At 36.7% G+C, this 24,823-nt stretch carries 26 protein-coding genes and 1 other RNA gene; 5 read left to right on the forward strand and 22 right to left on the reverse strand.

From position 1 onward, the window contains the following. Positions 1-10: 10 nt before the first annotated feature. The 7 genes from EG339_RS18615 to EG339_RS18640 all read right to left on the reverse strand — a co-directional run bounded on the left by EG339_RS18615 (position 11) and on the right by EG339_RS18640 (position 5,977). Positions 11-907 carry a hypothetical protein gene (locus EG339_RS18615; protein ID WP_123871419.1) on the reverse strand — a complete coding sequence of 299 codons (897 nt, stop codon included), beginning with the start codon at positions 905-907 and terminating at the stop codon, positions 11-13. 14 nt (positions 908-921) lie between these two features. Beyond that, positions 922-2,637, reverse strand: a complete 1,716-nt coding sequence (locus EG339_RS18620; protein ID WP_123871420.1) for a phospho-sugar mutase — start codon at positions 2,635-2,637, stop codon at positions 922-924. Between the two features lie 60 nt (positions 2,638-2,697). Further along, positions 2,698-3,399 carry a GIN domain-containing protein gene (locus EG339_RS18625; protein ID WP_123871421.1) on the reverse strand — a complete coding sequence of 234 codons (702 nt, stop codon included), beginning with the start codon at positions 3,397-3,399 and terminating at the stop codon, positions 2,698-2,700. A 351-nt stretch (positions 3,400-3,750) separates the two neighbouring features. Continuing rightward, positions 3,751-3,915: a hypothetical protein gene (locus EG339_RS24345; RefSeq protein WP_164466461.1), complete on the reverse strand. Its 165-nt coding sequence runs from the start codon at positions 3,913-3,915 to the stop codon at positions 3,751-3,753. Positions 3,916-3,964: 49 nt separating this feature from the next. Further along, on the reverse strand, positions 3,965-4,273 hold the full coding sequence (locus EG339_RS18630) for a PAAR-like protein (RefSeq protein ID WP_123871422.1): 309 nt from the start codon (positions 4,271-4,273) through the stop codon (positions 3,965-3,967). Between the two features lie 134 nt (positions 4,274-4,407). Further along, positions 4,408-5,358 carry a glycosyltransferase family 2 protein gene (locus tag EG339_RS18635; RefSeq protein WP_123871423.1) on the reverse strand — a complete coding sequence of 317 codons (951 nt, stop codon included), beginning with the start codon at positions 5,356-5,358 and terminating at the stop codon, positions 4,408-4,410. A gap of 16 nt (positions 5,359-5,374) precedes the next feature. Next, complete coding sequence (locus EG339_RS18640) at positions 5,375-5,977, reverse strand: DUF4199 domain-containing protein (RefSeq protein ID WP_123871424.1); 603 nt, start codon at positions 5,975-5,977, stop codon at positions 5,375-5,377. A gap of 130 nt (positions 5,978-6,107) precedes the next feature. Between EG339_RS18640 and ffs the strand changes: the two genes are divergently transcribed. Continuing rightward, positions 6,108-6,205: signal recognition particle sRNA small type (gene ffs, locus EG339_RS18645), an RNA gene on the forward strand. A gap of 116 nt (positions 6,206-6,321) precedes the next feature. Here the strand turns inward: ffs and EG339_RS18650 are convergent. The 6 genes from EG339_RS18650 to gyrA form a co-directional block, all read right to left on the reverse strand. Continuing rightward, a complete protein-coding gene (locus EG339_RS18650; RefSeq protein ID WP_123871425.1) occupies positions 6,322-7,008 on the reverse strand; it encodes a metal-dependent hydrolase in 687 nt (228 codons plus the stop codon). A gap of 139 nt (positions 7,009-7,147) precedes the next feature. Beyond that, positions 7,148-7,594, reverse strand: coding sequence for an SRPBCC family protein (locus EG339_RS18655; protein ID WP_123871426.1), 447 nt, complete (start codon positions 7,592-7,594; stop codon positions 7,148-7,150). Between the two features lie 17 nt (positions 7,595-7,611). Next, positions 7,612-8,541 (reverse strand): 1,4-dihydroxy-2-naphthoate octaprenyltransferase, encoded by a 930-nt coding sequence (gene menA, locus EG339_RS18660; RefSeq protein WP_123871427.1) that lies wholly within the window; start codon positions 8,539-8,541, stop codon positions 7,612-7,614. Positions 8,542-8,612: 71 nt separating this feature from the next. Beyond that, positions 8,613-9,449, reverse strand: a complete 837-nt coding sequence (locus EG339_RS18665; protein ID WP_123871428.1) for a 1,4-dihydroxy-2-naphthoyl-CoA synthase — start codon at positions 9,447-9,449, stop codon at positions 8,613-8,615. Between the two features lie 176 nt (positions 9,450-9,625). Next, positions 9,626-10,657: a tetratricopeptide repeat protein gene (locus EG339_RS18670; protein WP_123871429.1), complete on the reverse strand. Its 1,032-nt coding sequence runs from the start codon at positions 10,655-10,657 to the stop codon at positions 9,626-9,628. Between the two features lie 27 nt (positions 10,658-10,684). After that, a complete protein-coding gene (gene gyrA, locus EG339_RS18675) occupies positions 10,685-13,285 on the reverse strand; it encodes a DNA gyrase subunit A (protein WP_123871430.1) in 2,601 nt (866 codons plus the stop codon). Between the two features lie 148 nt (positions 13,286-13,433). Here gyrA and EG339_RS18680 point away from each other — a divergent pair, with 148 nt between their 5' ends. After that, the gene (locus EG339_RS18680) at positions 13,434-13,748 is read left to right on the forward strand and encodes a DUF4286 family protein (RefSeq protein WP_123871431.1); all 315 of its coding nucleotides are present in this window, start codon (positions 13,434-13,436) and stop codon (positions 13,746-13,748) included. 98 nt (positions 13,749-13,846) lie between these two features. Here EG339_RS18680 and EG339_RS18685 read toward each other — a convergent pair whose 3' ends face one another. The 4 genes from EG339_RS18685 to EG339_RS18700 form a co-directional block, all read right to left on the reverse strand. Further along, positions 13,847-14,059: a hypothetical protein gene (locus EG339_RS18685; protein ID WP_123871432.1), complete on the reverse strand. Its 213-nt coding sequence runs from the start codon at positions 14,057-14,059 to the stop codon at positions 13,847-13,849. Between the two features lie 84 nt (positions 14,060-14,143). Then, entirely contained in the window at positions 14,144-14,290 is a 147-nt protein-coding gene (locus EG339_RS18690) for a quinol oxidase subunit 4 (RefSeq protein WP_225719201.1), read from the reverse strand. A 163-nt stretch (positions 14,291-14,453) separates the two neighbouring features. After that, positions 14,454-14,945: a GNAT family N-acetyltransferase gene (locus EG339_RS18695; RefSeq protein ID WP_123871434.1), complete on the reverse strand. Its 492-nt coding sequence runs from the start codon at positions 14,943-14,945 to the stop codon at positions 14,454-14,456. A 4-nt stretch (positions 14,946-14,949) separates the two neighbouring features. Then, positions 14,950-15,462, reverse strand: a complete 513-nt coding sequence (locus EG339_RS18700; protein WP_123872724.1) for a DUF421 domain-containing protein — start codon at positions 15,460-15,462, stop codon at positions 14,950-14,952. Between the two features lie 263 nt (positions 15,463-15,725). On the opposite strand from EG339_RS18700, the gene EG339_RS18705 reads away from it, so the two are divergent. The 3 genes from EG339_RS18705 to EG339_RS18715 all read left to right on the forward strand — a co-directional run bounded on the left by EG339_RS18705 (position 15,726) and on the right by EG339_RS18715 (position 17,496). Continuing rightward, positions 15,726-16,079, forward strand: a complete 354-nt coding sequence (locus tag EG339_RS18705) for an ISAon1 family transposase N-terminal region protein (protein WP_123869105.1) — start codon at positions 15,726-15,728, stop codon at positions 16,077-16,079. A gap of 37 nt (positions 16,080-16,116) precedes the next feature. Further along, entirely contained in the window at positions 16,117-17,037 is a 921-nt protein-coding gene (locus EG339_RS18710) for an ISAon1 family transposase (RefSeq protein WP_228459750.1), read from the forward strand. A gap of 111 nt (positions 17,038-17,148) precedes the next feature. Further along, positions 17,149-17,496: a hypothetical protein gene (locus EG339_RS18715; RefSeq protein WP_123871435.1), complete on the forward strand. Its 348-nt coding sequence runs from the start codon at positions 17,149-17,151 to the stop codon at positions 17,494-17,496. Between the two features lie 29 nt (positions 17,497-17,525). On the opposite strand, the gene EG339_RS24855 is transcribed toward EG339_RS18715, so the two are convergent. From EG339_RS24855 to EG339_RS18740, 5 genes are all read right to left on the reverse strand, one after another. Further along, on the reverse strand, positions 17,526-17,660 hold the full coding sequence (locus tag EG339_RS24855; protein WP_123871436.1) for a bacteriocin-like protein: 135 nt from the start codon (positions 17,658-17,660) through the stop codon (positions 17,526-17,528). Between the two features lie 217 nt (positions 17,661-17,877). Beyond that, entirely contained in the window at positions 17,878-18,702 is an 825-nt protein-coding gene (locus tag EG339_RS18725) for a hypothetical protein (RefSeq protein ID WP_123871437.1), read from the reverse strand. Positions 18,703-18,787: 85 nt separating this feature from the next. Beyond that, the gene (gene uvrA / locus EG339_RS18730; RefSeq protein WP_123871438.1) at positions 18,788-21,619 is read right to left on the reverse strand and encodes an excinuclease ABC subunit UvrA; all 2,832 of its coding nucleotides are present in this window, start codon (positions 21,617-21,619) and stop codon (positions 18,788-18,790) included. 360 nt (positions 21,620-21,979) lie between these two features. Continuing rightward, on the reverse strand, positions 21,980-22,909 hold the full coding sequence (locus tag EG339_RS18735) for a DUF3829 domain-containing protein (protein WP_123871439.1): 930 nt from the start codon (positions 22,907-22,909) through the stop codon (positions 21,980-21,982). 24 nt (positions 22,910-22,933) lie between these two features. Next, a complete protein-coding gene (locus EG339_RS18740; protein WP_123871440.1) occupies positions 22,934-24,817 on the reverse strand; it encodes a type VI secretion system baseplate subunit TssF in 1,884 nt (627 codons plus the stop codon). Positions 24,818-24,823: the final 6 nt, after the last annotated feature.

Here is a 24,823-nt window from a genome sequence, read left to right on the forward strand (position 1 = left end):
TTTACGAATATTATCTTCTCAGATTAATTTTGTTTTCTATTTGATCCACAGGTATATGGGCATCATAGGCGGCTATTAGTTCTTTAGTTTTTTTTGCAGTAGCAGAGTTTGGATATTTTTTGATGAGTGCATTGTATGCTTCTCTTTTATCATTATAAATTTTCCCTTCTTCACTGTCATAAATACGATCGCTATCCATTCCCAAAAGATAATCCAGCAGGTAATTGTGATAATTATCTTTTGCTTTCTTTATTAATAGGCTTTTAGGAAATTTATTTATAAAATTCTCCCACTCGATCAATCGATCTCCCAGCTCTTCCCAGGTTATTAAAAGTCCGCCGTTCACAGCATAATTCTCTTTATTATCTTTTGCCATCTGTGAGATGTAGGCAGCATAATCAGGGGTTACCTTATTTTTAAAAACAGACTCATAATATCCCGGCAAAGAATGAATTTCAGTAAGTCCTTCACCCATTTCGCGGAATTCAAGACCTGCTTTATTCAGTTCGGCAGCTATTTTCTTTATGTTATCCGGCAGATTATAGGTATCTGGTCCTGTATGATAATCAATATACTTATCAAGTATCTCAGCTTGAGAAGTATTCAAACAATCGGTGTATTTCTCTCTTATTTTCAAATAATCTTCGTATACTTTATTGTTCTTCTCCGGACTGTTTCCTGCAATCTCTCTGTCTATTTTAGTACGGTGCCATTGTAAAGCTGTAATATAATCTTCTGTTTTATTTTCTGAAGAACAAGCTGTATCAATGGGTTTGTACTGATCCTCTTTGGTTTCGTTTTTAGCTATTGAGTCATTGGCAGACTTTACATCAGAAACCGCAGTTTCCTTTTTACAGGAAACTACAGCTACAGACAGTATGCAAACTGCTATAATTCTTTTAATCATGGTTGCTAAGATGATTAATCCAGATTTAAATCTGTTTTAACGGCCTGAATTTTAGCTTCCAATGATTTCAGTTTATCTTTAAAATCGGCTTCAGAAGAGATGGCATCTTTTACTGAAACATAAAATTTAATTTTTGGTTCTGTTCCTGAAGGTCTTACACAAACTTTAGTTCCGTCCTGTGTATAGTAAATTAATACGTTAGACTGTGGAATTTCGTTCATTACTTTTTTCTCTCCTGATGAAATGGTAAGACTTGTCTGTTCTTTGAAATCCTTTACCTCTTCCACTAACGAACCAGCCAGTTCTTTTGGAGGATTTTCACGGAAGTTTTTCATCATATCCTGAATTTCTTCAGCACCTTCTCTTCCTTTTCTAACAATGTTGATTAATCCTTCAAAATACATCCCCAGATCTTCATAAATCTCGATCATATACTGGTACATGGTTTTACCGTTAGCTTTACACCATGCAGCAATTTCGCAAGCTAAAAGGATGCTTCCACAGGAGTCTTTATCACGAACGAAATCTCCGGTCATGAATCCGAAACTTTCTTCTCCACCACATACAAACTTCTGAGTTCCTTCTGCTTCACGGATCATTTTTCCGATCCACTTGAATCCTGTAAGACCTACTTTGCATTCAACACCGAATTTCTGTGCTATATCATAGAAAATGTCTGAAGTAACGATGGTAGAACCAATGAATTCTTTTCCGGTAATTCTTCCCTGCTTTCTCCATTCATTCAGGATGTAATAAGTAAGAATAGTATTGGTTTGGTTCCCGTTCAGTAACTGCATTTCACCATCAAGATTTCTTACAGCAATTCCTAATCTGTCACCATCCGGGTCTGTTCCGATAACGATGTCTGCATTGGTAATTTTTGCAAGATCCATAGCCATTTCCAACGCCGCCGGTTCTTCAGGGTTTGGAGATTCTACTGTAGGGAAATTTCCGCTTGGGATCATCTGCTCTTTAACCAAATCTACTTTTTTGAAACCTGCTTTTGCCAAAGCTTTAGGAATTGTAGTATAGGTAGTTCCGTGGATAGAAGTAAAAACAATATTTAAGTTTTCTTTTCCTTTATTCTGGTAAGTAGAGTTTTCAATACAAGCATCAATGTACACGTCATCCTGTTCCTCACCGATCCATTCTATCAAATCATCGTTTCCGTTGAAATTAATTTCTTCGAATTTTACAGAATATACTTCTTTGATGATGGCTTCATCATTTGGCGGCACAATCTGAGCCCCGTCATTCCAGTATACTTTATAACCGTTGTATTCAGGTGGGTTATGAGATGCTGTTAATACAATCCCTCCGTTACATTTTTTATCACGGACCGTGAAAGAAAGCTCAGGAGTTGGTCTGTGATCCTTGAAAAGCAATACTTTAATTCCGTTTGCGGTTAAGACATCTGCTACCAGTTTCCCGAATTCTTTAGAGTTGTGGCGAACGTCATAGGCAATGGCAACCTTAATTTCCTCTCCTTTAAACTGCTGAAGCATATAGTTAGCCAATCCCTGAGTTGCCTGTCCTAATGTATATTTATTTAAGCGGTTGGTTCCTACTCCCATAATTCCACGCATTCCTCCTGTTCCGAATTCCAGTTCTCTGTAAAAAGAATCTTCAAGATCCGGGGAATTGCTGTCGATTAATGCCTGTACTGCCTTTCTCGTTTCTTCATCAAAGGTCTCACTTAACCAAAGTTTCGCTTTTTCTAATGTGTTCATATTTGTACGTTGTTCTTTTTATAAGTTTGTAAAGTTCCTAGTTTTAAAATGATATTGTTTCTAATCCAGTTTTTTATTTTCAACTTTCGTTGTCTTATCTACTTTAAATGCTCTGATCGGATCATTATAGTAGATCAGTTTTGCCGTGTTCTGAATATTCCCTTTTAAAGAATCTTTTACATTTACCTCAGCATAATTTCCGTTTTTGGAATCAATATTCAGGTTGGTGATTTTCCAGTAAGGAGCAATAAGACTTGCGGTATCAGAGATCTTTATTACTGCATCTTTGGTTAATCCTAAAAAATTAGCACGGCTTCTGTTATGCATTTCCACTTCTGCTCTTCTGGTGTTTACAGATCCCATGAAACTTGCATTATTTTTCATATTCAGTCTGAAATTATCGGTTTTAATTTCACTTGAAATGTTTACTTCTACCGAATCTGAAACGGCTACTTTTTCAAGATTATATTTTGAATAGATGGTTACATTATAAAAATCTACCCCTTTTATTCCTCTTTTTTCTTTGATGAAAAGAGTTTTATCCTTTACATCTACGTCCAGATTATTGGCAACATTAGGATAAGTTTCTATTTCCACAAAGTTCTTAGGCCCTCTGGCGTAAAATACACGGAATTTTCCGTTAAGATCCAGATTTACAAATTCCGGAACATCCACATCTTTCTTTTCAATATTTCCTTTTGGGGAAACTTTCCCGCAGGAAACTACCGCAACCAACATCAATGTGTAAAGTACTTTTTTCATATTTAATTTTAAATATTCTACTGATGATCATTATGATCTGCTTCCTGAAAGTTTTCCGGGCTTTCAAGAATATCTTTTAACAAAAATAGGATTAAAATTTCTAAAAATCTTTGTCTTTTGGCAATAAAATACCTGATAGTTTTCAATTTTTTACTTTTCAACAAGAAGGTATATTTTGTTTTTTATTCTTTTAAACCTACTATATTTTATACGAAGGTCAATAAAAAAACACCCAATGAATGGATGCCTTTCTTTTATAATATAGTTTTCCTCGTTTCTTCTAAAACTATATTGGTTTAAAATTCGTGCTATTACAATATAAATAGGATTTAATATTTTTTCCATATAATTCTAACCACCCCAGGCTCTTTTCACTTTAAATTTCTCTAAAGCTATCTTTTTATCTTTGCACTGTACCACCACTTTAAAATCATTATACATAAAACCGGGAACCAGTACAATATCTATGGGTTCATCAGGGAATGATTTTTTCAATGTGTTAAAAACCTGCAGCATTTCTTCATCATTAAAAATAATTTCTGCATTATATTTGGTAAAATAAAAATTAACATCGTAAGGAATACCATCTTGTTATACTGGGAGCATTGCTTACTGCACAGTTGGCTTGGGAATCTTCAAGAAGGGCTTTTCCATTGTTATCCTCTACAATAATCTGATCGTAGAATCCTTCCCATTTCGTTACAACAGGAGCGCAGGGGCCATTGTTAAGTTTTTTGCAGCTTCCAAAAGAGTTTTTTTCGAAGGTGGCACCAATGTCAGCATGAGTAGCCATTAGCTTTTCCTTACCGTCTTTATCGTTGATGTATCGTTTACTTTGGGTTTTCACCATAAGTTTATCTGTAATACTTTCCATTTGTGTTTTTTCATCTTACACTAAGATCGGAAAATAATTTGTTAATCAAAAAAAAATCCCTTAAAAAAGCATATTGCTTTCCAAGGGATCATATTGATTTGTTATATTTTGATAAAATACAGTGTTTCCAATTACTATATCACGTCATCAATATTATAGTTCTTATGTTCACGGTTTGTTCTGATAATCATTTCTCCAAGGAATCCTGCTACAAACAGTAATGTTCCCATAATCATCATGGTTAAAGCAATGTAGAACCAAGGATTATTGGTGATTAAATGACCATAGATTCCTCTTGCCACATCAATCAGTTTAGATACTCCCAGCCAAAGTGCTGAAAGAAAACCGAAGATAAACATTAACGTTCCTACTGCTCCAAAGAAATGCATGGGTCTTCCGCCAAAACGGCTTACAAACCAAAGCGTTACCAGATCTAAAAATCCACGGATAAATCTTTCTGTTCCGAATTTTGAAGTTCCGTAAGGTCTTGCCTGATGCTGTACTTCTTTTTCCGTAATTCTTCTGAATCCTGCATTGGCTGCCAATACCGGAATGTAGCGGTGCATGTCTCCATAAACATCTACAGATTTTACAACCTGCTTTTTGTAAGCCTTCAAACCACAGTTGAAGTCGTGAAGATAAACTCCTGAAACTTTTCTGGCCGCTGCATTGAATAATTTTGACGGAATATTTTTAGTCATTACATTATCAAAACGCTTCTTTTTCCAACCGGAAACAATATCGTAATTATCCTGGATAACCATATTGTAAAGTTCCGGGATCTCTTCCGGAAAATCCTGTAAGTCGGCATCCATGGTAATTACCACATCTCCGTTTGTTCTTGCAAAAGCAGCATGAAGCGCCTGAGACTTCCCGTAATTTCGGGAAAATTTAATAGCGTGGATCTGAGGATGCTGTACTTTTAAGTTCTCAATAATGCTCCACGATAAATCCGTACTTCCATCATCCACAAACCAAATTTCGTAAGATAAATTACTGGTTTTGCAGACTTTATCAATTCTTGAAAAAAGCTCTTCCAGAGAGTCCTCTTCGTTCAGTAACGGAATAACTATAGATAAGTTCATTTAATTTTAATAAAAATTAGTCTTGATTTGTTTCTTCGGGCTGATAGATACTTCTTGTTCTGAAAAATGCTCCGAAAAACACCGACAAAACTACGTAAAATATAAGAATTGCTGCAAAATATCCTGAAAAATGACTTGCGGTAAGCATATCTTTTCCTTTTACAGCCTTCGGGCTGAAGCTCTGAAGCCTTTCTTTATACTTCTGATCCAGCTCGTCAATATCTTTCTGATGCTTTAAAATCTTTCTCGCTGAAGTATATTCTGTATCCAATTCCGACTTCTGTCTTTGAACATATTGGTAGTTCAAGAGCTTTTTAGCATCCGTATCTGCAAAGTTTAAAAAGGCATAAATACTGAAAATTGAAAGAATTCCTCCAATGAACATCGGAACGAAAGCTCTTTTGAATGCTTCCTTAAAAGTTACTACTCTATGGTTGTTCCAATAGGTTTTCACAGACCAAAATGCTGTTCCCGCATAAAGAACAGGCAAAACGAAAGCATTGGCTTTCAAAGAGATATCAAAATAATTAATTCCCGAGAAAAAAGTATATACTACAAAGAAAAAGATCATTGTAGCAATAAAAAGTATAATTCCTAGTGTTGATGGACTTTTCGTCATGTTAAAATTTTTAGAAAAAGTTGAAAAATTATTCCCCTAAATGTCAGCTATTTAGCTCTACGACTGCATTTTTTCAACAAATTTTCTTTAATAAAGTTTTGAAGTTTACAAATATTTCCTACCTTTGCAACGGCAAGTCCTAAACAACCAGCTCCTGAGAATCCTCCAGGGTGGGAACGCAGCAAAGGTAATCGGTCGTAGCGGTGTGATTTAGGTAGCTTGCCATTTTTTTTTGGTTTAAAGTGAGAAGAGAGGTAATTTGATAATTATCTTTTTTTGTTTTTAATACCTTACGCATCATTTCCATTTTCTAATTTTCAGTTTCTCTCTTTTCTTATTATTGATTAAAATTCGAACGTCTCTCCTAATTTTGGTAAAACAAGTTCTACATTTTTATCAGCGAAATGCTTTAATGCACTTTCATGATTGATTTCGATAGCAGGAAAAGTATCAAAGTGACATCCGATTACTTTCGGCGTTTTTAATAATTCTGCTGCTGCGAAAGATGCTTTTCTTGGGCACATTGTGTAGTGGCTCCCGATAGGAAGAATAGAAAGGTCAATATTCCCGTATAATCTTGGAAATAGCTCCATATCTGCCATTACTCCTGTATCTCCGGCCAAATATATGTTTTTGCCTTCAGGAAGCCTGAAAATATACCCTACAGGAACGCCGCCGTAGCTTCCATCAGGGAAAGAACTGGTGTGGTGAGCCGGAACCATGGAAATTTTAAGATCGTCTATTTTTGCCGATCCTCCTAAGTTGACATCGTCTTTATTTTTAGCCTGTGAAAAGTATCCGCATACTTCTGGTACTCCAATTACAGTAGCTTCCGGATAATGCTGCAGTACTTCAGCTACATCTGCAATATGATCTCCATGGGCATGGGTCAAAAGGATGTAATCAATTTTTTGAGCGGCAATATCAAACCCTGATTCCGCTTTTTTGTAGTTGTAAAATGGGTCACTTAAAATTGTCTTGTCCTTGTATGTGAACAGGAAACAATTTTGTCCTAAGAATTGTATTTTCATTTTAAATTTAATTTCAATTATTATTAAACACAAATGACTCAAATAATTTCACAAACAGCACCATCATGGTAATAACATTCGTGAAAGCATTTGTGTCATCCGTGTTTTTAAAACGCAAAGCGTTGTTTATTTACTTTATCTATTTCGACGGAAATTTATCTTCAATCAATCTCAGATTGATCCCATGCTCTAAATAGGCCTTACAACCGTCTAAAACTGTTGTAAAACCACCTGTATTATCATTAACCTGTCTCAGGAGCTCTTCACCCGTTTGGCTGAATCCATAGCTCTTGATAACAACAAGAGTTCCGTTTTCCATGGTTTTAAACTCGTAGTCTACATACACTGAAGGTTCTCCCCATTCTGTTTTAATGAGTTGGTTAGGAATAATCTTATGAACATTTACCACATTTTTCACACCATACATTTCCCATTCCCATGTTACCGTTTTTCCTTCTTCCAATTTCCCGGTAGATTTTGTAAACCAGAAATGAGTGGTTACCTCAGGATTGATGAATGCTTCAAAAACATCTTGAACCGGTTTTCTGATAAGCATTTGCGCTTCAACATAGACATTGGAACTCATGATATACTATTTTAGATTTAGTTAAACAAATTAAGTCCGGCAGCCGTAAGAATAGCCATTACAAACGTCATTATTCCCACTTGCTTTAAATACTGATCCAGTTCTTTCGGCTCTTTTACTGACATGATATTTCTTCTCAGTTTCATTAAAGGAAACATAAGAATCATTACAATAAAAACATAATAGTTCTGCTCCTGCAGAAATCCGTTGATTCCCAGGAAAGCAAAGATCAATATCAATGGAAGCTGTAACAGGATCATTTCATAGATCATTGCATTTTTGAATCCGATTCTTAATGCAAAGCTGTTTTTTCCTGACAGTTTATCACTTTCAATATCTCTCATATTGTTCAGGTTCAGAACGGCCATACTCATCATCCCTACTGCAGTTCCCGGCAGCAGTATATCCCAGCTGAATGTTTTGGTAAACAGGAAATAACTTCCACATACGGAAACCAATCCAAAGAAGATAAACACAAAGACATCTCCCAAGCCCATATACCCATAAGGCTTCTTCCCTACTGTATATCCTATTGCAGCCAAGATACTTGCTACTCCCAGCCCGATGAAGATGTAAAATTCATTCATATACTCCGGTATGAAAGCAACGTATAACAATGCGATGGTAGCAATGAAAGACAGTGCTGAGAAAAGAATGACCGCATTCTTCATTTGTTTGGCTGTAATTTTCCCTGAGGCTACTGCTCTTGCTTCCGCTTCGTTAATTCTTTTGGCGTCTGTTCCTTTTACTCCGTCGCCATAATCATTAGCATAGTTTGATAAAATCTGGTACAGCAGTGTTACTAAAAGTGCCAATGCAAAAATTTTCCAATCCCAGATTCCTCCTTCTCTGTACAACCTCCATTTTGCGATGAAGGCTCCCATAATAATTCCGCTTAATGACAGCGGCAAAGTTCTGAGCCTTGCGGCTTTTATCCAATCAGTCATAAATTTATAAGTAATGAGCAATGGGTAATAAGTAATGAAATTTTCCCATTACTTATTACTCATTACTAATGTTATGATATCCACTTATCGTCTCCGAAGTTTGGTTTTCTTTTTTCAAGGAATGCATTTCTTCCTTCTTTAGCTTCATCTGTCATGTAAGCTAAACGTGTTGCTTCTCCGGCAAATACCTGCTGACCCACCATCCCGTCATCTGTAAGATTCATGGCAAACTTTAGCATTCTGATAGACATCGGAGATTTTCCTAATATTTCCTGAGCCCATTCGTAAGCGGTATCTTCCAATTCTGCGTGAGGGACTACTTTATTTACCATTCCCATTTCAAAAGCTTCCTGAGCGGAATAGTTTCTTCCTAAAAAGAAAATTTCACGGGCTTTTTTCTGTCCTACCATTTTCGCAAGGTAAGCAGATCCGTAACCACCATCAAAACTTGTTACATCGGCATCTGTTTGTTTAAAAATAGCATGCTCTTCACTGGCTAAAGTAAGATCACACACCACATGAAGAGAGTGTCCGCCACCTACTGCCCATCCCGGAACTACTGCAATTACAACCTTCGGCATGAAACGGATCAGACGCTGAACTTCCAGGATATTTAGACGGTGTCTTCCGTCTTCTCCTACATATCCCTGATGGCCTCTTGCTTTTTGATCTCCACCACTGCAGAAAGCCCAACCTCCATCTTTAGGACTTGGTCCTTCTCCTGAAAGTAAAACAACCCCTATTGAAGGGTCTTCGGAAGCATCATAAAAAGCATCATATAATTCTGAAGTTGTTTTCGGCCTGAAAGCATTACGTACTTCCGGTCTGTTGAAAGCGATTCTTGCTACACCATTACATTTTTTATAGGTAATATCTTCGTATTCCTTAACGGTTTTCCACTCGATCATTTTGGTAAAATTTTTCTCAAAGATACGGAATTACAGAGAATTTTCAGGGATGAAATTTAGACAGTAAATGATAAATAATGAGCAATGAATAACGAAGTAATACATGATATTTTCACTGCAAACAAAAGCCGGAACATTCCTGTTCCGGCTTTTTATTATTGTAAGGTATAAAATGATTATTTTGCTGGTGCAGCTGCACTTAGCTCAGCTTCTTTAGCTTTCATTTCTTTCACTTTATCCAGATTTTTAGTTACAACGTAAATCTCTTTCAATGTGCTTACAGCATCAATATTCTTAGGATCTACTTTATACCAGCTTTCTGCAAACGGTAAAGCTTTTGCAAATCTTTCTCTTCTGGCATCAATTAGTTTAGAAGCTTCATCCGGCTTATCTTTTCTTAATGCATTGATATCAGCTACAATTTTAGAGTCGTCTCCAATGGTAGTGTATACAAGGTTCTGGTAAGCATTAGCGAAATCTGGCTTAAGTTCAATAGCTTTTTTGAATGATTCTAAAGCGTCATTAACTGTAGCCGGAGTTTTTGCCTGCATTACCCCAAGGTTATACCAATTGGTGGCATCATTAGGGTTCTTCGCTAACTGCTCTTTTAAGTTGGTAACGAATTTATCCATATTTCCAGACTGCAGATAGGCAGTGGTCTGATTTTCCTTCAATTTAGCATTGTTTGGGAATTTAGCCAATCCTTTCTCAATGATTACAAGAGCTTCGTTTGGCTTTTTAGCGTTAAGAAGCAATAAAGACAAGGTTTCATATAGATCTACTTCTACTCCTGCAGACTGCTCTGTTTTGAAATCTGAATAGTCAGAATTCTTTTTCATAAGTTCCCAGGTAGCTTTATCTAAATTAACAACCTGACCGCTCTTCTTTTCTTTAGCAGTGTAAGTAGTTTCTACTCCTGTAAATCCTGAATTTACAAGATCTGTATATATTTTGATAGCCGGATCACTGTTGTTGGCTAATGCATGGCTAAGCCCTGCATAATACATATATATCTTGTTATCCTGGCCATTCGCTTTCAATAAGTCGTAAATTTCTACAAACTTAGGTGCTGCAGCCGCATAATTTTTTGCATTATACGCGTCCATAGCTTCTTTGTTGGTAGCCTGAAGCTTAGCATTTACATCTCCCTTCTGTCCAAAGGCAAAAGCAGATGCTACGATAGCCATTCCTAAAATTAGTTTCTTCATAATAACTATTTTATATTAATTGTACATTTATTCTTCAGAATCAGAATTCTCATTTTCCTCATTCTGAGGGGCTTCATTATCGTCTTCAAGGTTATCAAATAAGGATCCCATTCCTTCCTGAACTTCTCCTTCAATTTCTTCCACATCTTCAATCTCCTCAGAATCTTCTTCTACATCTTTATCCATTTCTACTTTTGCAATGGCTGCAATTTCGTCATTTTTCTTAAGATTGATAAGCTTCACTCCCTGTGTATTTCTACCCATCACTCTCATTTCATCCATTCCCATTCTGATGGCAACACCAGATTTATTGATGATCATCAATCCATCTTCGTCTGTTACGTTTTGAATAGCAATCAGATTTCCTGTTTTTTCGGTAATATTCAGGGTGATAACTCCTTTTCCTCCTCTGTTTGTAATTCTGTAATCTTCTACTGCAGTTCTCTTACCATATCCTTTTTCAGATACTACAAGAACTGTTTCATTCTCAACATCATTCACAACAATCATACCAATAGCTTCATCATCATCTTCCATCGCAATACCACGAACCCCGATAGAGCCTCTACCAACTTCTCTTACTTTTTCTTCAGGGAAACGGATACATTTACCATTTTTAGTGGCAATCATAATCTGAGAGGTACCATTGGTAAGGTAAGCTCCTAATAACTGGTCATTATCCCTGATCTCAATAGCATTTACCCCGTTTACCCTTGGTCTTGAATAGGCTTCCAATGATGTTTTCTTGATAGTACCGTTTTTAGTAACCATCACTACGCTCATCTGGTTTACATATTCAGAGTCTTTAAGGTTGTTTGTTCTGATATATGCTTTGATCTTATCGTCCGGTTCAATGTTGATAAGGTTCTGTACTGCTCTACCTTTTGCTGTTTTTGACCCTTCAGGAATTTCAAATACTCTTAACCAGTAACATCTTCCTTTTTCTGTAAAGAACAGCATATATTGGTGGTTAGTTGCTGATACAATATATTCAAGGAAATCTGAGTCTCTTGTTGTAGCCGCTTTGTTTCCTACACCACCTCTACTTTGAATTTTGTATTCGGAAAGTGAGGTTCTCTTAATATATCCTGCGTGAGAGATGGTAAGAACTACAGATTCGTTAGGAATAATATCTTCAATAGACATTTCGCCTCCTGAATAATCAATTTCAGTTCTTCTTTCGTCTCCGTATTTTTCTTTGATTTCGATTAATTCGTCTTTGATAATCTGGAATCTTCTCGGCTCATTGGCTAAGATATCTTCCAAATTAGCGATCTCTTTCATAATAGCATCGTACTCATCACGGATCTTATCAAGCTCCATTCCTGTTAAACGAGCCAGTCTCAGATCCAGAATCGCCTGAGCCTGAATATCTGACAGCTCAAATGCTTCAATCAGGCCTTCTTTCGCTGCCTGAGGGTTAGCACTGTGACGGATAATTGAGATTGCTTTATCTAAAGAATCCTGAGTTCCGATTACCTTCATGAAACCTTCCAGGATATGTGCTCTTTCTTTTGCTTTTTTAAGCTCAAACTGAGTTCTTCTTACGATTACTTCATGTCTGTGCTCTACAAAATGATGAATGATATCCTTAAGATTCAGCTGCTCCGGTCTTCCGTGTACCAACGCGATATTATTTACGCTGAAAGAAGTCTGAAGTGCTGTATATTTATATAACAGGTTCAGAACAACATTCGGGATCGCATCGTTTTTCAATTCATAAACAACACGAAGTCCTTTTCTATCTGATTCGTCTCTGATCTCGTGGATACCAGGGATTTTCTCTTCTTTAATAAGCTCCGCAGTTCTGGCGATCATTTCCGCTTTATTTACCTGGTAAGGAACTTCTGTTACGATGATAGCATTTCTGTTTCCGATTTCTTCGAAATTAACTTTCGCTCTCAGAACTACTCTACCTCTACCGGTATGGAAGGCGTCTCTTACTCCGTCATATCCATAAATGATACCTCCTGTGGGGAAATCCGGAGCAATGATATGCTGCATCAGCTCATCAATGGTAATTTCTTTATTATCGATATAAGCACAGATAGCATCTACAGACTCAGAAAGGTTATGTGGCGCCATGTTTGTTGCCATCCCTACTGCAATACCTGAAGCTCCGTTTACCAAAAGATTAGGGATCTTGGTAGGCATTACCGTTGGCTCCTGTAAACTGTCATCGAAGTTATTCTGGAAGTCAACAGTTTCTTTGTCAAGGTCAGAAAGAACCTCATCAGAGATTTTTTTCAGTCTTGCTTCTGTGTAACGCATTGCCGCTGGTGGGTCACCATCCATAGAACCGAAGTTACCCTGCCCGTCTACCTGAGGATAACGTAAACTCCATTCCTGAGCCATTCTCACCATCGCGTCATATACAGAGGAGTCTCCGTGCGGGTGGTATTTACCTAAAACGTCCCCAACAATTCTCGCAGATTTTAAATATTTTCTATTCGAAAAAACCCCTAATCCATACATACCATAAAGTACTCTTCTATGAACGGGTTTCAAGCCGTCTCTTACATCCGGTAGCGCTCTTGAAACGATAACCGACATCGAATAATCGATATAAGACGACTTCATTTCATCAACAATGTTGATAGGAATCAGTCTTTCTCCTTCTTTTTGCATAAACAAATTTTATTATAATGATAGTCAGACCTTTAGCTGAAAGTCTGAAAATTATTTATTTCCAATTTTTATTAACGGGCTAATTTACGAAAAAAATGCCGATTTTTGCCCTAGAATTTATCCACAAAATCTTAAAAATTCTTAAAATATGAGCGTATTAAGTATAACTTTCCACTGCACGAAAAATAATCTGGAAGAATGGGAAAATTATATTGATGAAACCCTGATTTTAATGACAGAAAATCTGATGGATGTCAACAAATATATCTTATCTGAAGTTCATAGTGATTATATTGATGAAGGAAAAAATTATAACCTTCTGTTGGTCTTTGATAATGATGAACTGAGGAATGATTTTCTTGAAAGTGAACTGAAAAATATATCAGAGCGGATTGAAAATCAATTCGGACAGGAAGTACTGATCTTCGATACTCTCCTGAATCCTAAAAAATCAAAACTGTAATGATATTGAGTCCTCAAATAGTTTGACAGTTAATCAATTTATTTCAGGACGGGACATACAAAACAAAAAAGCACTGAAGTTTTTCAGTGCTTTTTTATTTATCTGTGATGTCTGTGACCATGGCCCCTGTGATGATGCCCACGATCGTCATAGATATATACTTTTTTAACATGCCCGGGTGCATAATATCTTGCACTTCCTCCATACACTCTTTTTGCATGCCCAGGCGGCATTCTTCTTTCATGAACAACACAGGATGATAGTGCTATAGCAATTACCCCTGCTGCTACAATTTTCAACATACTTTTCATTATTTCACTTTTTCAAACTTAGTAGCGAAATATATCAAGGTTAATGCCAAAAATACTTATCTAATTTCTATTTTACCATCTTTTTTAGTATCCTCTTCTCTTCTTCACCTGGCCCGGGGCATAATCTTTGGCACTTCCGCCATATATTTTTTTAGCCTGGCCCGGCGGAATTTTTTTGGTCTGGTAATACCCGCCATTATCGTAGGCTACGCAGGATGTAAACATAGACATTACGATCAAAGCACCTGTAATCTTAAATATAGTTCTCATTATTTCTACTTTTTCCAACTTAATGAATGACCTATAACAATGTTCAGGCCAAATTGTTTAAAGCTGAATGTTTGAGGTTTAAAATTGGTCTTTACAATGAATTAATTTTCAGTTTCATTACCCATCAGATGATCTCACTTCTCTTTTCCATCAGCACAAGATCTTTCCATTCCCCGTTAAGCTTCCCTAACTTTTTGCTAACCCCTACCATTCTGAAGCCGTTTTTCTGATGGGACTTGATGGCTATTTCATTTTCGGAAAAAATATTGGTCTGCAATGTCCAGAACCCATGGTCTTCACTATCCAGAATTATCTTCTTAAGCAATATGGATCCCAATCCCTTTCCCTGATATTCATTATCGAAATAAATACTTACTTCTGCCACTCCTTTGAAGCTCTCTCTTTTGCTTACCGGTTTAATGGCACACCATCCTACCACTTCATTATTTTCGTTCTCCAACACCCAGCGGCAGTCATTGAAATATTCCATACTCCATGCTTCTGCAGTAGGAACTTCTGTTTCCAGAGTAGCAATGCCACTTTCTACACCTTGTCTGAAAATTTCCAATACTCTTGCTTCATCACTGGGAAGCATTTCTCGTAGTTCGTAATTCATAGGATTAATGGTATTTTCTTTTGTATTTTCTTTTTATTCTTGCATAATGGGTTTGCTTGCTTTTCTCATCCTGAGAGATCACACTGATATTGCCATCTACTTCCAATACGGACAGTTTAACATTCCTGATGTCTTCAATACCATGTTCTCTTATAGCTTCCTCAAGTTCATTTTCAGTAATTTTCACCCGATTTAAAGCAGTCTGATCAGCAATACCGTCCCGTATTAAAATTACGGGTTCATCCTGCATAAAAGCTTCAAAGGAACGATTGGAAAACATCAGTCTCTTCAAAATGAAATTGGCAGCAAATAAAACCAAAGCGGCTACAATACCGCCTTGCAGTGAAGTGTCCGGCCCTACCATTGCATTCTGAACGGCATTCGAAATCAGCAGTAGCAAAACAACATCTCCGGCATTGAGCTGGGAAAGCTGGTTTTTACCAAATAAACGGATAGCGATTACCATAAAAAGGTACACGCAAAGGGAACGCAACGCAACATTGAGAATAGAATCCATCATTTTTTTATCTATTCAAATGTATTGATTTTTTGGTATTACTGAAACTAATGACTTGGTACATCTTTTGAATTTCAAAAAAATATTCTTTACTAGTATGATACGACCACTTTTTCTTTACGCAAGCTTTATCTTCTGCTGTATTGCCTGTGATAAAACAACACCATCAGCTGAAAAACAACAGATTACTGAAAAAATAAATCAGCTTTACAGGCTCAGTCTCAAAAGTTGGGGGGAATGTTAAGTAGTTTTATCTTTGCATCATGTTAAGCGATCACGACCTTCTTAAATTATTACTTCCGGAATTTTTAGTAGAGCACTTTGATATCCTCAAAGCAGAAACTCATGATGCAGAACTTCATATTTATTTTGAAGAAAGAAACAGTATTCCCCATGAATTTAAAGAAAGGAGACTTGAATCCAAGGGCTTTTTACCTGAAATCATTGTAGATGATTATCCATTACGGGGTAAAATCGTAAAGCTCCATGTTAAAAGAAGGAGATGGACAGATAAATCCTCCGGTGAGATCCTTCAGAGAGACTGGCAGCTTGTAGCGAAAGGCACACGGATGACAAAGGATTTGGCAGTCTTCTTAAAAAAAATTAGCAGACACTAAAGCTCTTCCCCTAAAAGTTATAGCAGAATTTTTCGGGATCAAAGGCAAGACCTTCCAGAGGCAATACAAGAATAATCTCAGCGAATATCATAGCTGGGAACAAAAACCGCACGCAGAGGACTGGATCATTTACCCTGAAAATGTCTCAGCCTCCTTATCTTTAGACGAAGTAGCATTATCTGATGGAGAACTTTATACCGTTCTTACCTCCAAAAAAGCAAAAGGGAGAAAAGGAAGTATTGTTGCTATGATAAAAGGTACCCAGAGTGATTTTGTCATCACACATCTTTTGAAGATCAGCAGAAAACTTCGGATGAAGGTAAACGAAATTACATTGGATATGGCGGGTTCCATGAAGCGTATTGCCCAACGCTGCTTTCCTGATGCAGTACAGGTTATTGATCGTTTTCATGTTCAGAAGCTGTCCATAGAGGCCCTTCAGGAGATCAGGATCAGGCATCGCTGGGAAGCCATTGAAATGGAAAACAATCCTTTTAACAGTCACTCAGCTGAAACAGAAGTTTTTGCAAATGGAGATACCCGGAAACAGCTCTTGGTAAGAAGCAGGTATTTACTATATAAAAGCCGTGAGAAATGGACTCTGTCCCAGAAACAAAGAGCTTCGATCCTTTTTACCCAGTATCCTGATCTGGAACAGGCATATGAATTGACTGATGGACTTAGAAAAATTTATAACCAGAATATTTCGAAATCTGTAGCCATGACTAAACTGGCCCATTGGTTTAGAAATGTGGAAGAAGCAGAGTTTAAATCTTTTTCTACCTTAAGAAAAACAATAATGAATCATTATAGAAATATTCTCAACTACTTTGATCAAAGAAGCACCAATGCTGCTGCTGAATCTTTCAATGCGAAAATAAAAAACTTCAGAATGCAGCTCAGAGGAGTAAAAGACAGAACCTTTTTTATCTTCAGATTAGCTAAACTTTTTGCCTAGTCCCCAACTTTTGCGCTTGATCCGCTTTACAGCCAATATGGGAAACCTAATGAAGCAGTTTACAACCAACCTGTATCTGATGAAGTATTTTCTCCGAAACTGAAAAAAACATTGGAAGATGCAATCAATGCTTCAAAAGCTGATATTGAAAAAGTGAAAAACAGTGACCATCCGGATGAGAAGCCTTTGATCTTTGAAGGAGCTATGTTTTCAGGTTTATATGAAGGGTATACCGGTTACAACATTAAAAACATTACTATACATGATAAAACAGCAGAAGCCCTTATTCAGTTTGAATACAATCTGACGTCTCCAAAAGTGTCATGGACTGACAGAATACAGCTGATTGAAGCAGATAAAGGCTGGAAAATCAATAATATTATCTTTGATAAGAATGTTAACCATTCTAAAGATCTTACATCAAACCTGAAAGATTTTATACAATATACAAAGGAATAAAAAAAGCCGCTTAAAAGCGGCTTGATTTTTTATGGGCACTGAACGATTGGAATTTCGCTGCAAATTACTTTGTTTGCCCATTCGCAATACGTACAATATTGTTTTGGTTCTCCTCCGTACACTGACTTTAAATCTCCTTTAGTCAGTTTCTTTAAATTTTTCATATAGCTTTAATTTTATGGTTTTGTAAAAGTAAAACGAATATTGTTATACATTATTATAATTTCATGCTCAAATTTTTCATTATTCACACTTTTTAACTAAAATAAAAGATCTATAAATATTATATTGTACAGATTTTAAAAGATAAGACTATTGACATTCAAAGTTTTACCATTTTTTTACATAAAATACTACTAAAAGTTAAAAAAAGTCCCATTCTTAAAGACATGGTAATCCAAGAAGGTCCATTTCGGAACTCCAAAGCAAATTTATTTTTCCTTTGGAGTCTGATTCAAAAACTGCTCTTTCGGGAAACTGACAATTAGAACCAGATTTCTTATCATACCATTTGAAATCATCATAGTAAGTAAAATACAGATTTTTATAATTTCCGTAAACGATTGGGTTATAATTTCCGAACCCGTAGTTGTTTTCCGTACTTTCTTTTGCTGCTGATTTTTTGATAGATTTATTGACCTCTGTATAATTATTCCCGTATTTCAGAGGAATCTCTTTTTCTGAAGCAATAAGTGGGTTTCCAACAATATCCTTATCAACATTCAGGATGTAAGCGATATAATCGTTTCCGCACTCTGTAGATTGGAAAACCACCCGTTTTATTTTACATTCCTGAGAGGATTTGGTTCCATAAACGAAATACGAGGCTTTCATTTCTTTTTTAAAGCTATCTTCAAACCTCTTATTGTAGTACAATGGTCCTGCAGATAGTGTATCATAGTATTTATAATCCTTCATATCTCTTCCATATATCCAGGGAATGGAATCTTTTACAAGGAAGTTTTCATATTTTCCGGATAACGGATCCTCAGAATCACCAAACTGAACAGGAATACAGATTGCTATATCTTTATTGGTAAGCTGATATACTCCGAAAACAGTATTTTTATCGAATTTAAAGTCTGGTTCAACTGCTACAGCAATATCCTTCTTTTGAACTGCTGTTCCTTTAGTTGCAGGTATTTCTTTCTCTTTTTTGCATGATAAAAGAATGGGAAACAATGCCGATACAATATATTTTTTCATGATTAACTAGCTTGGATTTGATGGATAAAAATAAAAAAAGAATCTGCTTTCGCAAATTCTTTTGTATACTCAGACTACTATATTCTTATTCTAATTCCCTCTTCAAAAACTTCCCGGTTAAACTCTTCTTAGACTTTACAATTTCCTCAGGAGTTCCCTGTGCTACAATCTGACCTCCATGTTTTCCGCCTTCCGGACCTACATCAATGATATGGTCTGCCAGTTTAATCACATCCATATTATGTTCAATAATAATGAATGAATTTCCTAGCTCAACCAATTGATTGATAGCATCCATCAGAATTTTTACATCCTCGAAATGCAATCCTGTTGTAGGTTCATCAAGGATATAAAGGGTGTTTCCGGTTTGTCTTTTTGCCAGTTCTGTGGCCAGTTTGATACGCTGAGCTTCTCCCCCTGAAAGAGTTGTAGATTGCTGCCCCAGTGTAATATACCCTAAACCTACGTCCTGCAATGTTTTTACTTTAGCAAAGATCTTAGGAATCGGCTGGAAGAATTCTACTGCTTCATCAATCGTCATATCCAGTACATCGGAAATAGACTTTCCTTTGTAACGAACTTCAAGGGTTTCCCTGTTGAAACGTTTTCCGTTGCAGGTCTCGCAGTGAACGTATACATCCGGAAGGAAGTTCATTTCAATCACTTTTAATCCACCACCCTGGCAGGTTTCGCATCTACCGCCTTTTACGTTGAAAGAGAATCTTCCCGGTTTGTATCCACGGATTTTACTTTCCGGTAATTCTGCAAAAAGGTTTCGGATGTCTGTAAACATTCCTGTATACGTTGCCGGATTTGAACGCGGTGTTCTTCCGATCGGAGTTTGGTCTACATCTACAATTTTATCAATATTATCTAGTCCTTCGATCTTTTTGTATGGTAAAGGCTCCTGAACGGCTCTGTAAAAATGTTTGTTAAGAATCGGATATAATGTTCCGTTAATCAGCGAAGACTTTCCACTTCCTGAAATTCCTGTTACTACCACCAGCTTTCCAAGAGGAATATCCAGCGTTACATTTTTAAGATTGTTTCCTGTTGCTCCTTTCAGAACAATATTTTTTCCGCTCCCCGGTCTTCTTTCAGCCGGAATTTCAATTTTCCTTTTTCCGTTGATATATTGAGCAGTGATAGTATCTGCTTTTAAAAGATCTTTTGGTTTTCCCTGCCAGAGAATTTCTCCACCGAATTTTCCGGCTCTCGGCCCAATGTCCAATACCTCATCGGCCTCAAGGATCATGTCTTTATCATGCTCTACTACTAAAACAGAGTTCCCGATATCTCTAAGGTTCTTCAAAGAATGGATCAGCCTTTCATTATCTCTCTGATGAAGCCCGATACTTGGTTCATCCAGGATATACAAAACGTTCACAAGCTGAGAACCAATCTGTGTTGCCAAACGAATTCTCTGTGATTCTCCTCCTGAAAGGGTTTTTGAACTTCTGCTCAAGCTTAGATAATCCAAACCAACATCCAACAGGAACTGAAGTCTGGTTTCAATTTCCTTTAATATTTCGTGGGCGATGATTTTATTTTTCTCAGAAAATTTATCTTTCACATCTGCAAGCCATTCTTTTAAATCTGCTAAGCTTAGTCCATTAACCTCAGCAATATTCTTTCCGTCAATTTTAAAGCTTAAGCTTGATGGCTGAAGACGGGTTCCGTTACATTCCGGGCATGTTTCTTCTGTGGTGAAATGTCTTTCCAGTAAAATTGCTTCGTAAGATTCTCTTTCATCAATAATTTCTTCCATGAAGGCAATCAAACCATCGAAGCTAATCTTGATCTTCTTGGTGATTCCTGCATATTTCAGATCTTTATTGAATTCCTTGTGACATCCGTTATAAATATAGTCCAAAGCTTCTTCCGGAATATCCTGTAATGGCGTTGTCATTCCCAATCCGAAGATTTCAAGAATGTTCTTGATCTGTGCCAGAATCCATTTATTGGATTTGATATCTTCCAATGGTAATAAACCTCCCTGGTTGATTGACAGTTTCGGATTATCAATAAAATAATCTGTATTGATCTTTTTAATCGTTCCCAGTCCTTTACAGTTCGGGCAGCTTCCTTTTGGGGAGTTGAACGAAAATGTATTCGGCTCCGGTAATGCTAAGGAATGTCCTGTTTCAGCATCCATCAGGTTTTTTGAGAAATATTCAATATCCGTACTTCCCAGCTTCTGGATTCCGATGATTCCCTCTCCCATTTCCATTGCAGTGCGGAGGGATTTTTCCATTCTGCTTTCTGAAGCGTTTTCCCCAATGATCCAACGGTCGATCACAATATCAATATCGTGGGTTTTATAACGGTCAAGCTTTAAATCGTATTCAATATCCTGTAATTCACCGTCAATTCTGGCCTGTCCGTAGCCTTTTTTAGCCATCTGCACGAAAAGTTCATGGTAATGTCCTTTTCTTGAGCGTACAACAGGTGCCAGTAACATGATCTTTTCACCTTTATAGTTTTCCTTAATGGTATCAAGGATCTGATCTTCGGTATAACTTACCAGTTTCTGTCCTGTAGACAATGAATAAGCATCTGAAACCCTTGCATACAAAAGACGTAGGAAATCATACAGCTCTGTAACAGTTCCTACAGTAGAACGGGGGTTTTTATTGGTTGTTTTCTGCTCGATGGCAATAACGGGTGACAGTCCTTCAATTTTATCTACATCCGGACGCTCCAATCCACCCAGAAACTGACGGGCGTAAGCAGAGAATGTTTCTATATAACGACGCTGACCTTCTGCAAAAATTGTATCAAAAGCCAGTGAAGATTTTCCGCTCCCGGAAAGCCCGGTAATTACTACCAGTTCGTTGCGCGGGATCTTAACATTAATATTCTTTAGATTGTGTTCACGTGCTCCGTAAACTTCTATATATTCTGTTGATTTGCTCATAATTTGGAGTGATTTTGCCTGAAAATCACGACGTGCAAAAATACGGAATTTTTATGAATTTTTTTTTATTCTAACCGGGTTAAAATTTTCATAATGGAAGTTTATTTCTGCCTGATGTTATTGCCATTTATAAATACCATTTACAGGTTTTGTCTAAGCCAATGGATGGATTTAAAATTATAAAGCAGATACGATAGTATTGATTTGACTTCTCAAATCCTGCATGGTCTGGCTGTTAGCTGAAAATTAATAAGACAAATTGATATGATAGTTTGGTTTGGATGTTGAATATAAAAAATGCCGTAGTAAATACGGCATTTGATATTTTAAAACTGATTGATATTGTAACGAATCAAAAAATTATTTCACAAAGCTATTGTATGCACTCAGAACACTTTCATAAGAAGAATCAATCTGTTGGATATCATTATCCTGAATCTTTCCTTTTTCTTTAGCATCTCTGATCAGTTTTCTGTAAAGGTCTAAAAAGTTAGACGCATTTTTATTAAAAATTTCAAATTGAGATTTTTTATAAGAATACTGCCGGTCTTTCACGTCAAAGTTTAGTTTAGCATTAGCTTCTACGGCTTTGGCGTATTCGTCATACTTTTTCTGGGCTTCCGCTTCGTTAAATTGTCCGGAATACTGCTTTCCTAAAACATCAATGACTGAATCCAATGAATTCATTACGTTCTTGGAAGAAATAATATATTCTTTCATCGGATGGTCCTTCAATATGATCTCCTCTGCGGCATCTGTAGCCGGCTTAATTCTGGTTATAATGTTTTCTCCGGCAGTATAGAAAGCGTTCGCATCGGCTTCAATTTCTTTTCTGATGGCTTCTGCTTTTGCTCCTTTATCATCTTTATAGTCTTCCGAAGTCATGTAAGACTTAAGCTCTTCAATTTTTTTATCTATATTTTCCTTTTTAGCCTTATAAATACTGAATTCTTTTTCAATAGCAGCCTTCTCTTTATCAAATCCGGACGGCACTTCCTTAATCTTTGAAAAGGAATAATCCATTGAAGACAGCACAATCGGCATAATCAGTACATTTTCTCCTTTTGACTTAGCTACGGCTTCGTCTGCATATTTTAAGATCCTTTCAATATGCTTGGATGTACTTTTATAGGAATCAATAAAATTATTATTAAAATCAATAATAGCATTGGCATCTGTCTCGCTTCCCATATTCAAAACTGTGCTCCCGAATTTTCCGGCGCCTTTTTTACAACTAACTACAGTAGCAGTTAAAGAAAGGGCCATTGCGAGTACAATAATCTTCTTCATATTTTTTATTTTAACTGTTGATTTTTACATATCCTGGAACTCTACGTCTTCATTCGTTACTTTCACCAGATATTCAATCCCATCTATTGCTTTGGCAATGATCTGGTTTCTGGTAATATTGGCCATATTTTCCCAATATGCTCTTCCATAGAAAGAATAATTCTGCGGAACAATTTCTACCTCAACGGTTCTTACAAAACCTTCTTTAGGTTTGTTGCTGATCATTGTTCCTCTTTTTACCCTTACTTCTCTCAATTCGTCTTTCAGGATCATCCGGCAATAGTTTTTAACGTCTTCAAGGGAGATAATTTTATCTCTTGTGGTCAAAGCATATTTATAAGCCTGGATGCTGTCTGTGCCTTTTTGTTCTTCTGCCCCGCCCAATGTTTCTGTAAGCAAAACAACGGTCTGAGACTTTAGCTGGTTGGAAAGTTCTGTTCCCGGACGCATGTGGTTGGCCAATGTACAGTGGGTGATCCAGAAAGAAGCATAGGTATGATCTGTTTTTTCTACAGGTTCCATAATAACGTAATTCAGTTCCTGCCTTATGTTCCTCTTGGCATTATTCACTTTCTGAACCATAGATTTCATCTTGTCTGACATTTCGCTGAGAACTCCTTTTACATTATCTCTGTTTAAAAGGGAAAATGCTGCAATTTCATCCCTTGTCAGCTCCAGAACATTTGCAATCATATCTACAGCATTTCTGCTGGTAAAACGTTCCATTCCTCCTTTTCTTACGGTGTATAATCCTTTTTTGAGATCATCTGCGGGAGTAAATGGTATTTCGGTATATTTTCTTCCGTCTCCATCCTGTACCTCATCTACATATAGGAAATGTTCTCCTTCGTCTGTTACCAGAGGGATATTGTTTCCCATAATATCAAGACTGTACTCTGTCTTTTTCCAGCCTCTGTTATAGATTGGGAAAGCATTTAATACAAATGAGAAATTATCCAGGATTTCTGCTGAGAATTGTGGCGGAAACTCAAAAGTAAGCCATAGATAGCGTTTGTTATCCAGATATTTTACAATTTCTTCTTTTCCGGCAAGGAAATCAAGGTTTTGTGGAAGCTGTCCCGGCTCTGAAAACAGGCTGCTGGAAAGTCCGGTGATCTCAATAAACTTATGACGGTAAATACTTTTAATATCTTCTATCACCTTGCTTCGGATTGACTGTTCTTTAAACATCTGCTCATAACCATCCTGAGTACTTTCTGTAAGATAACTTAATCCTTCTCTTACAAACAGAGGATTTCCATTACTTGAAACGGTAATATAAGGTAATAGTTTGTATACAAAATCCAGATGTTCGAAAGCCGGATTGGAGCAGAATATGCTCATGTATTTTGGGAAATATTCGCTGACATATTTGCTGACATCAACTCCTACTGTAATTTTTCTGTAATCTTCAGGCCTGCCATTAAATCTTGCAATCGGAATTTTATTAAATCTGTCATCAATACTATAACAGGTATTTCCTACAAACATTACTGAAGTGTGTACTTTATTGATTCTTACATTCCCAACCGGTGTAAAAGGAATATTCACTTGTTTATCTGATTCCGATTTTACCGTAGAAGTCATTTGCTTACGGAAGAAAAACTCCGTATGTTCCAATAGAACTTCAGTTGAATCATAAGGCTGTGTAAAAGCAACCGCATGAGCCGGAATAGGATGGGTATAAATAGATGGAGTTAAAAGTTTTGCCAGTTTTTCAAGAATCCGGGCATTTACTGTCTGTATTTCATTATTCGCTTTAAAAACTTCTGTACTGAATGCATCAATCAATAGTTTTACAAACGGATCCAAAGACTGCGGGCTTTTCAATCCCCATACTTTAGTGGCATTCTGAAGCATTCTTGCTTTTACAGATTCTTTGGAATAAATATTTTGATCTAGGTTCATAATTTT

The sequence above is a fragment of the Chryseobacterium bernardetii genome, assembly GCF_003815975.1.
In the GTDB taxonomy this organism is placed as follows: Bacteria; Bacteroidota; Bacteroidia; order Flavobacteriales; family Weeksellaceae; genus Chryseobacterium; species Chryseobacterium bernardetii.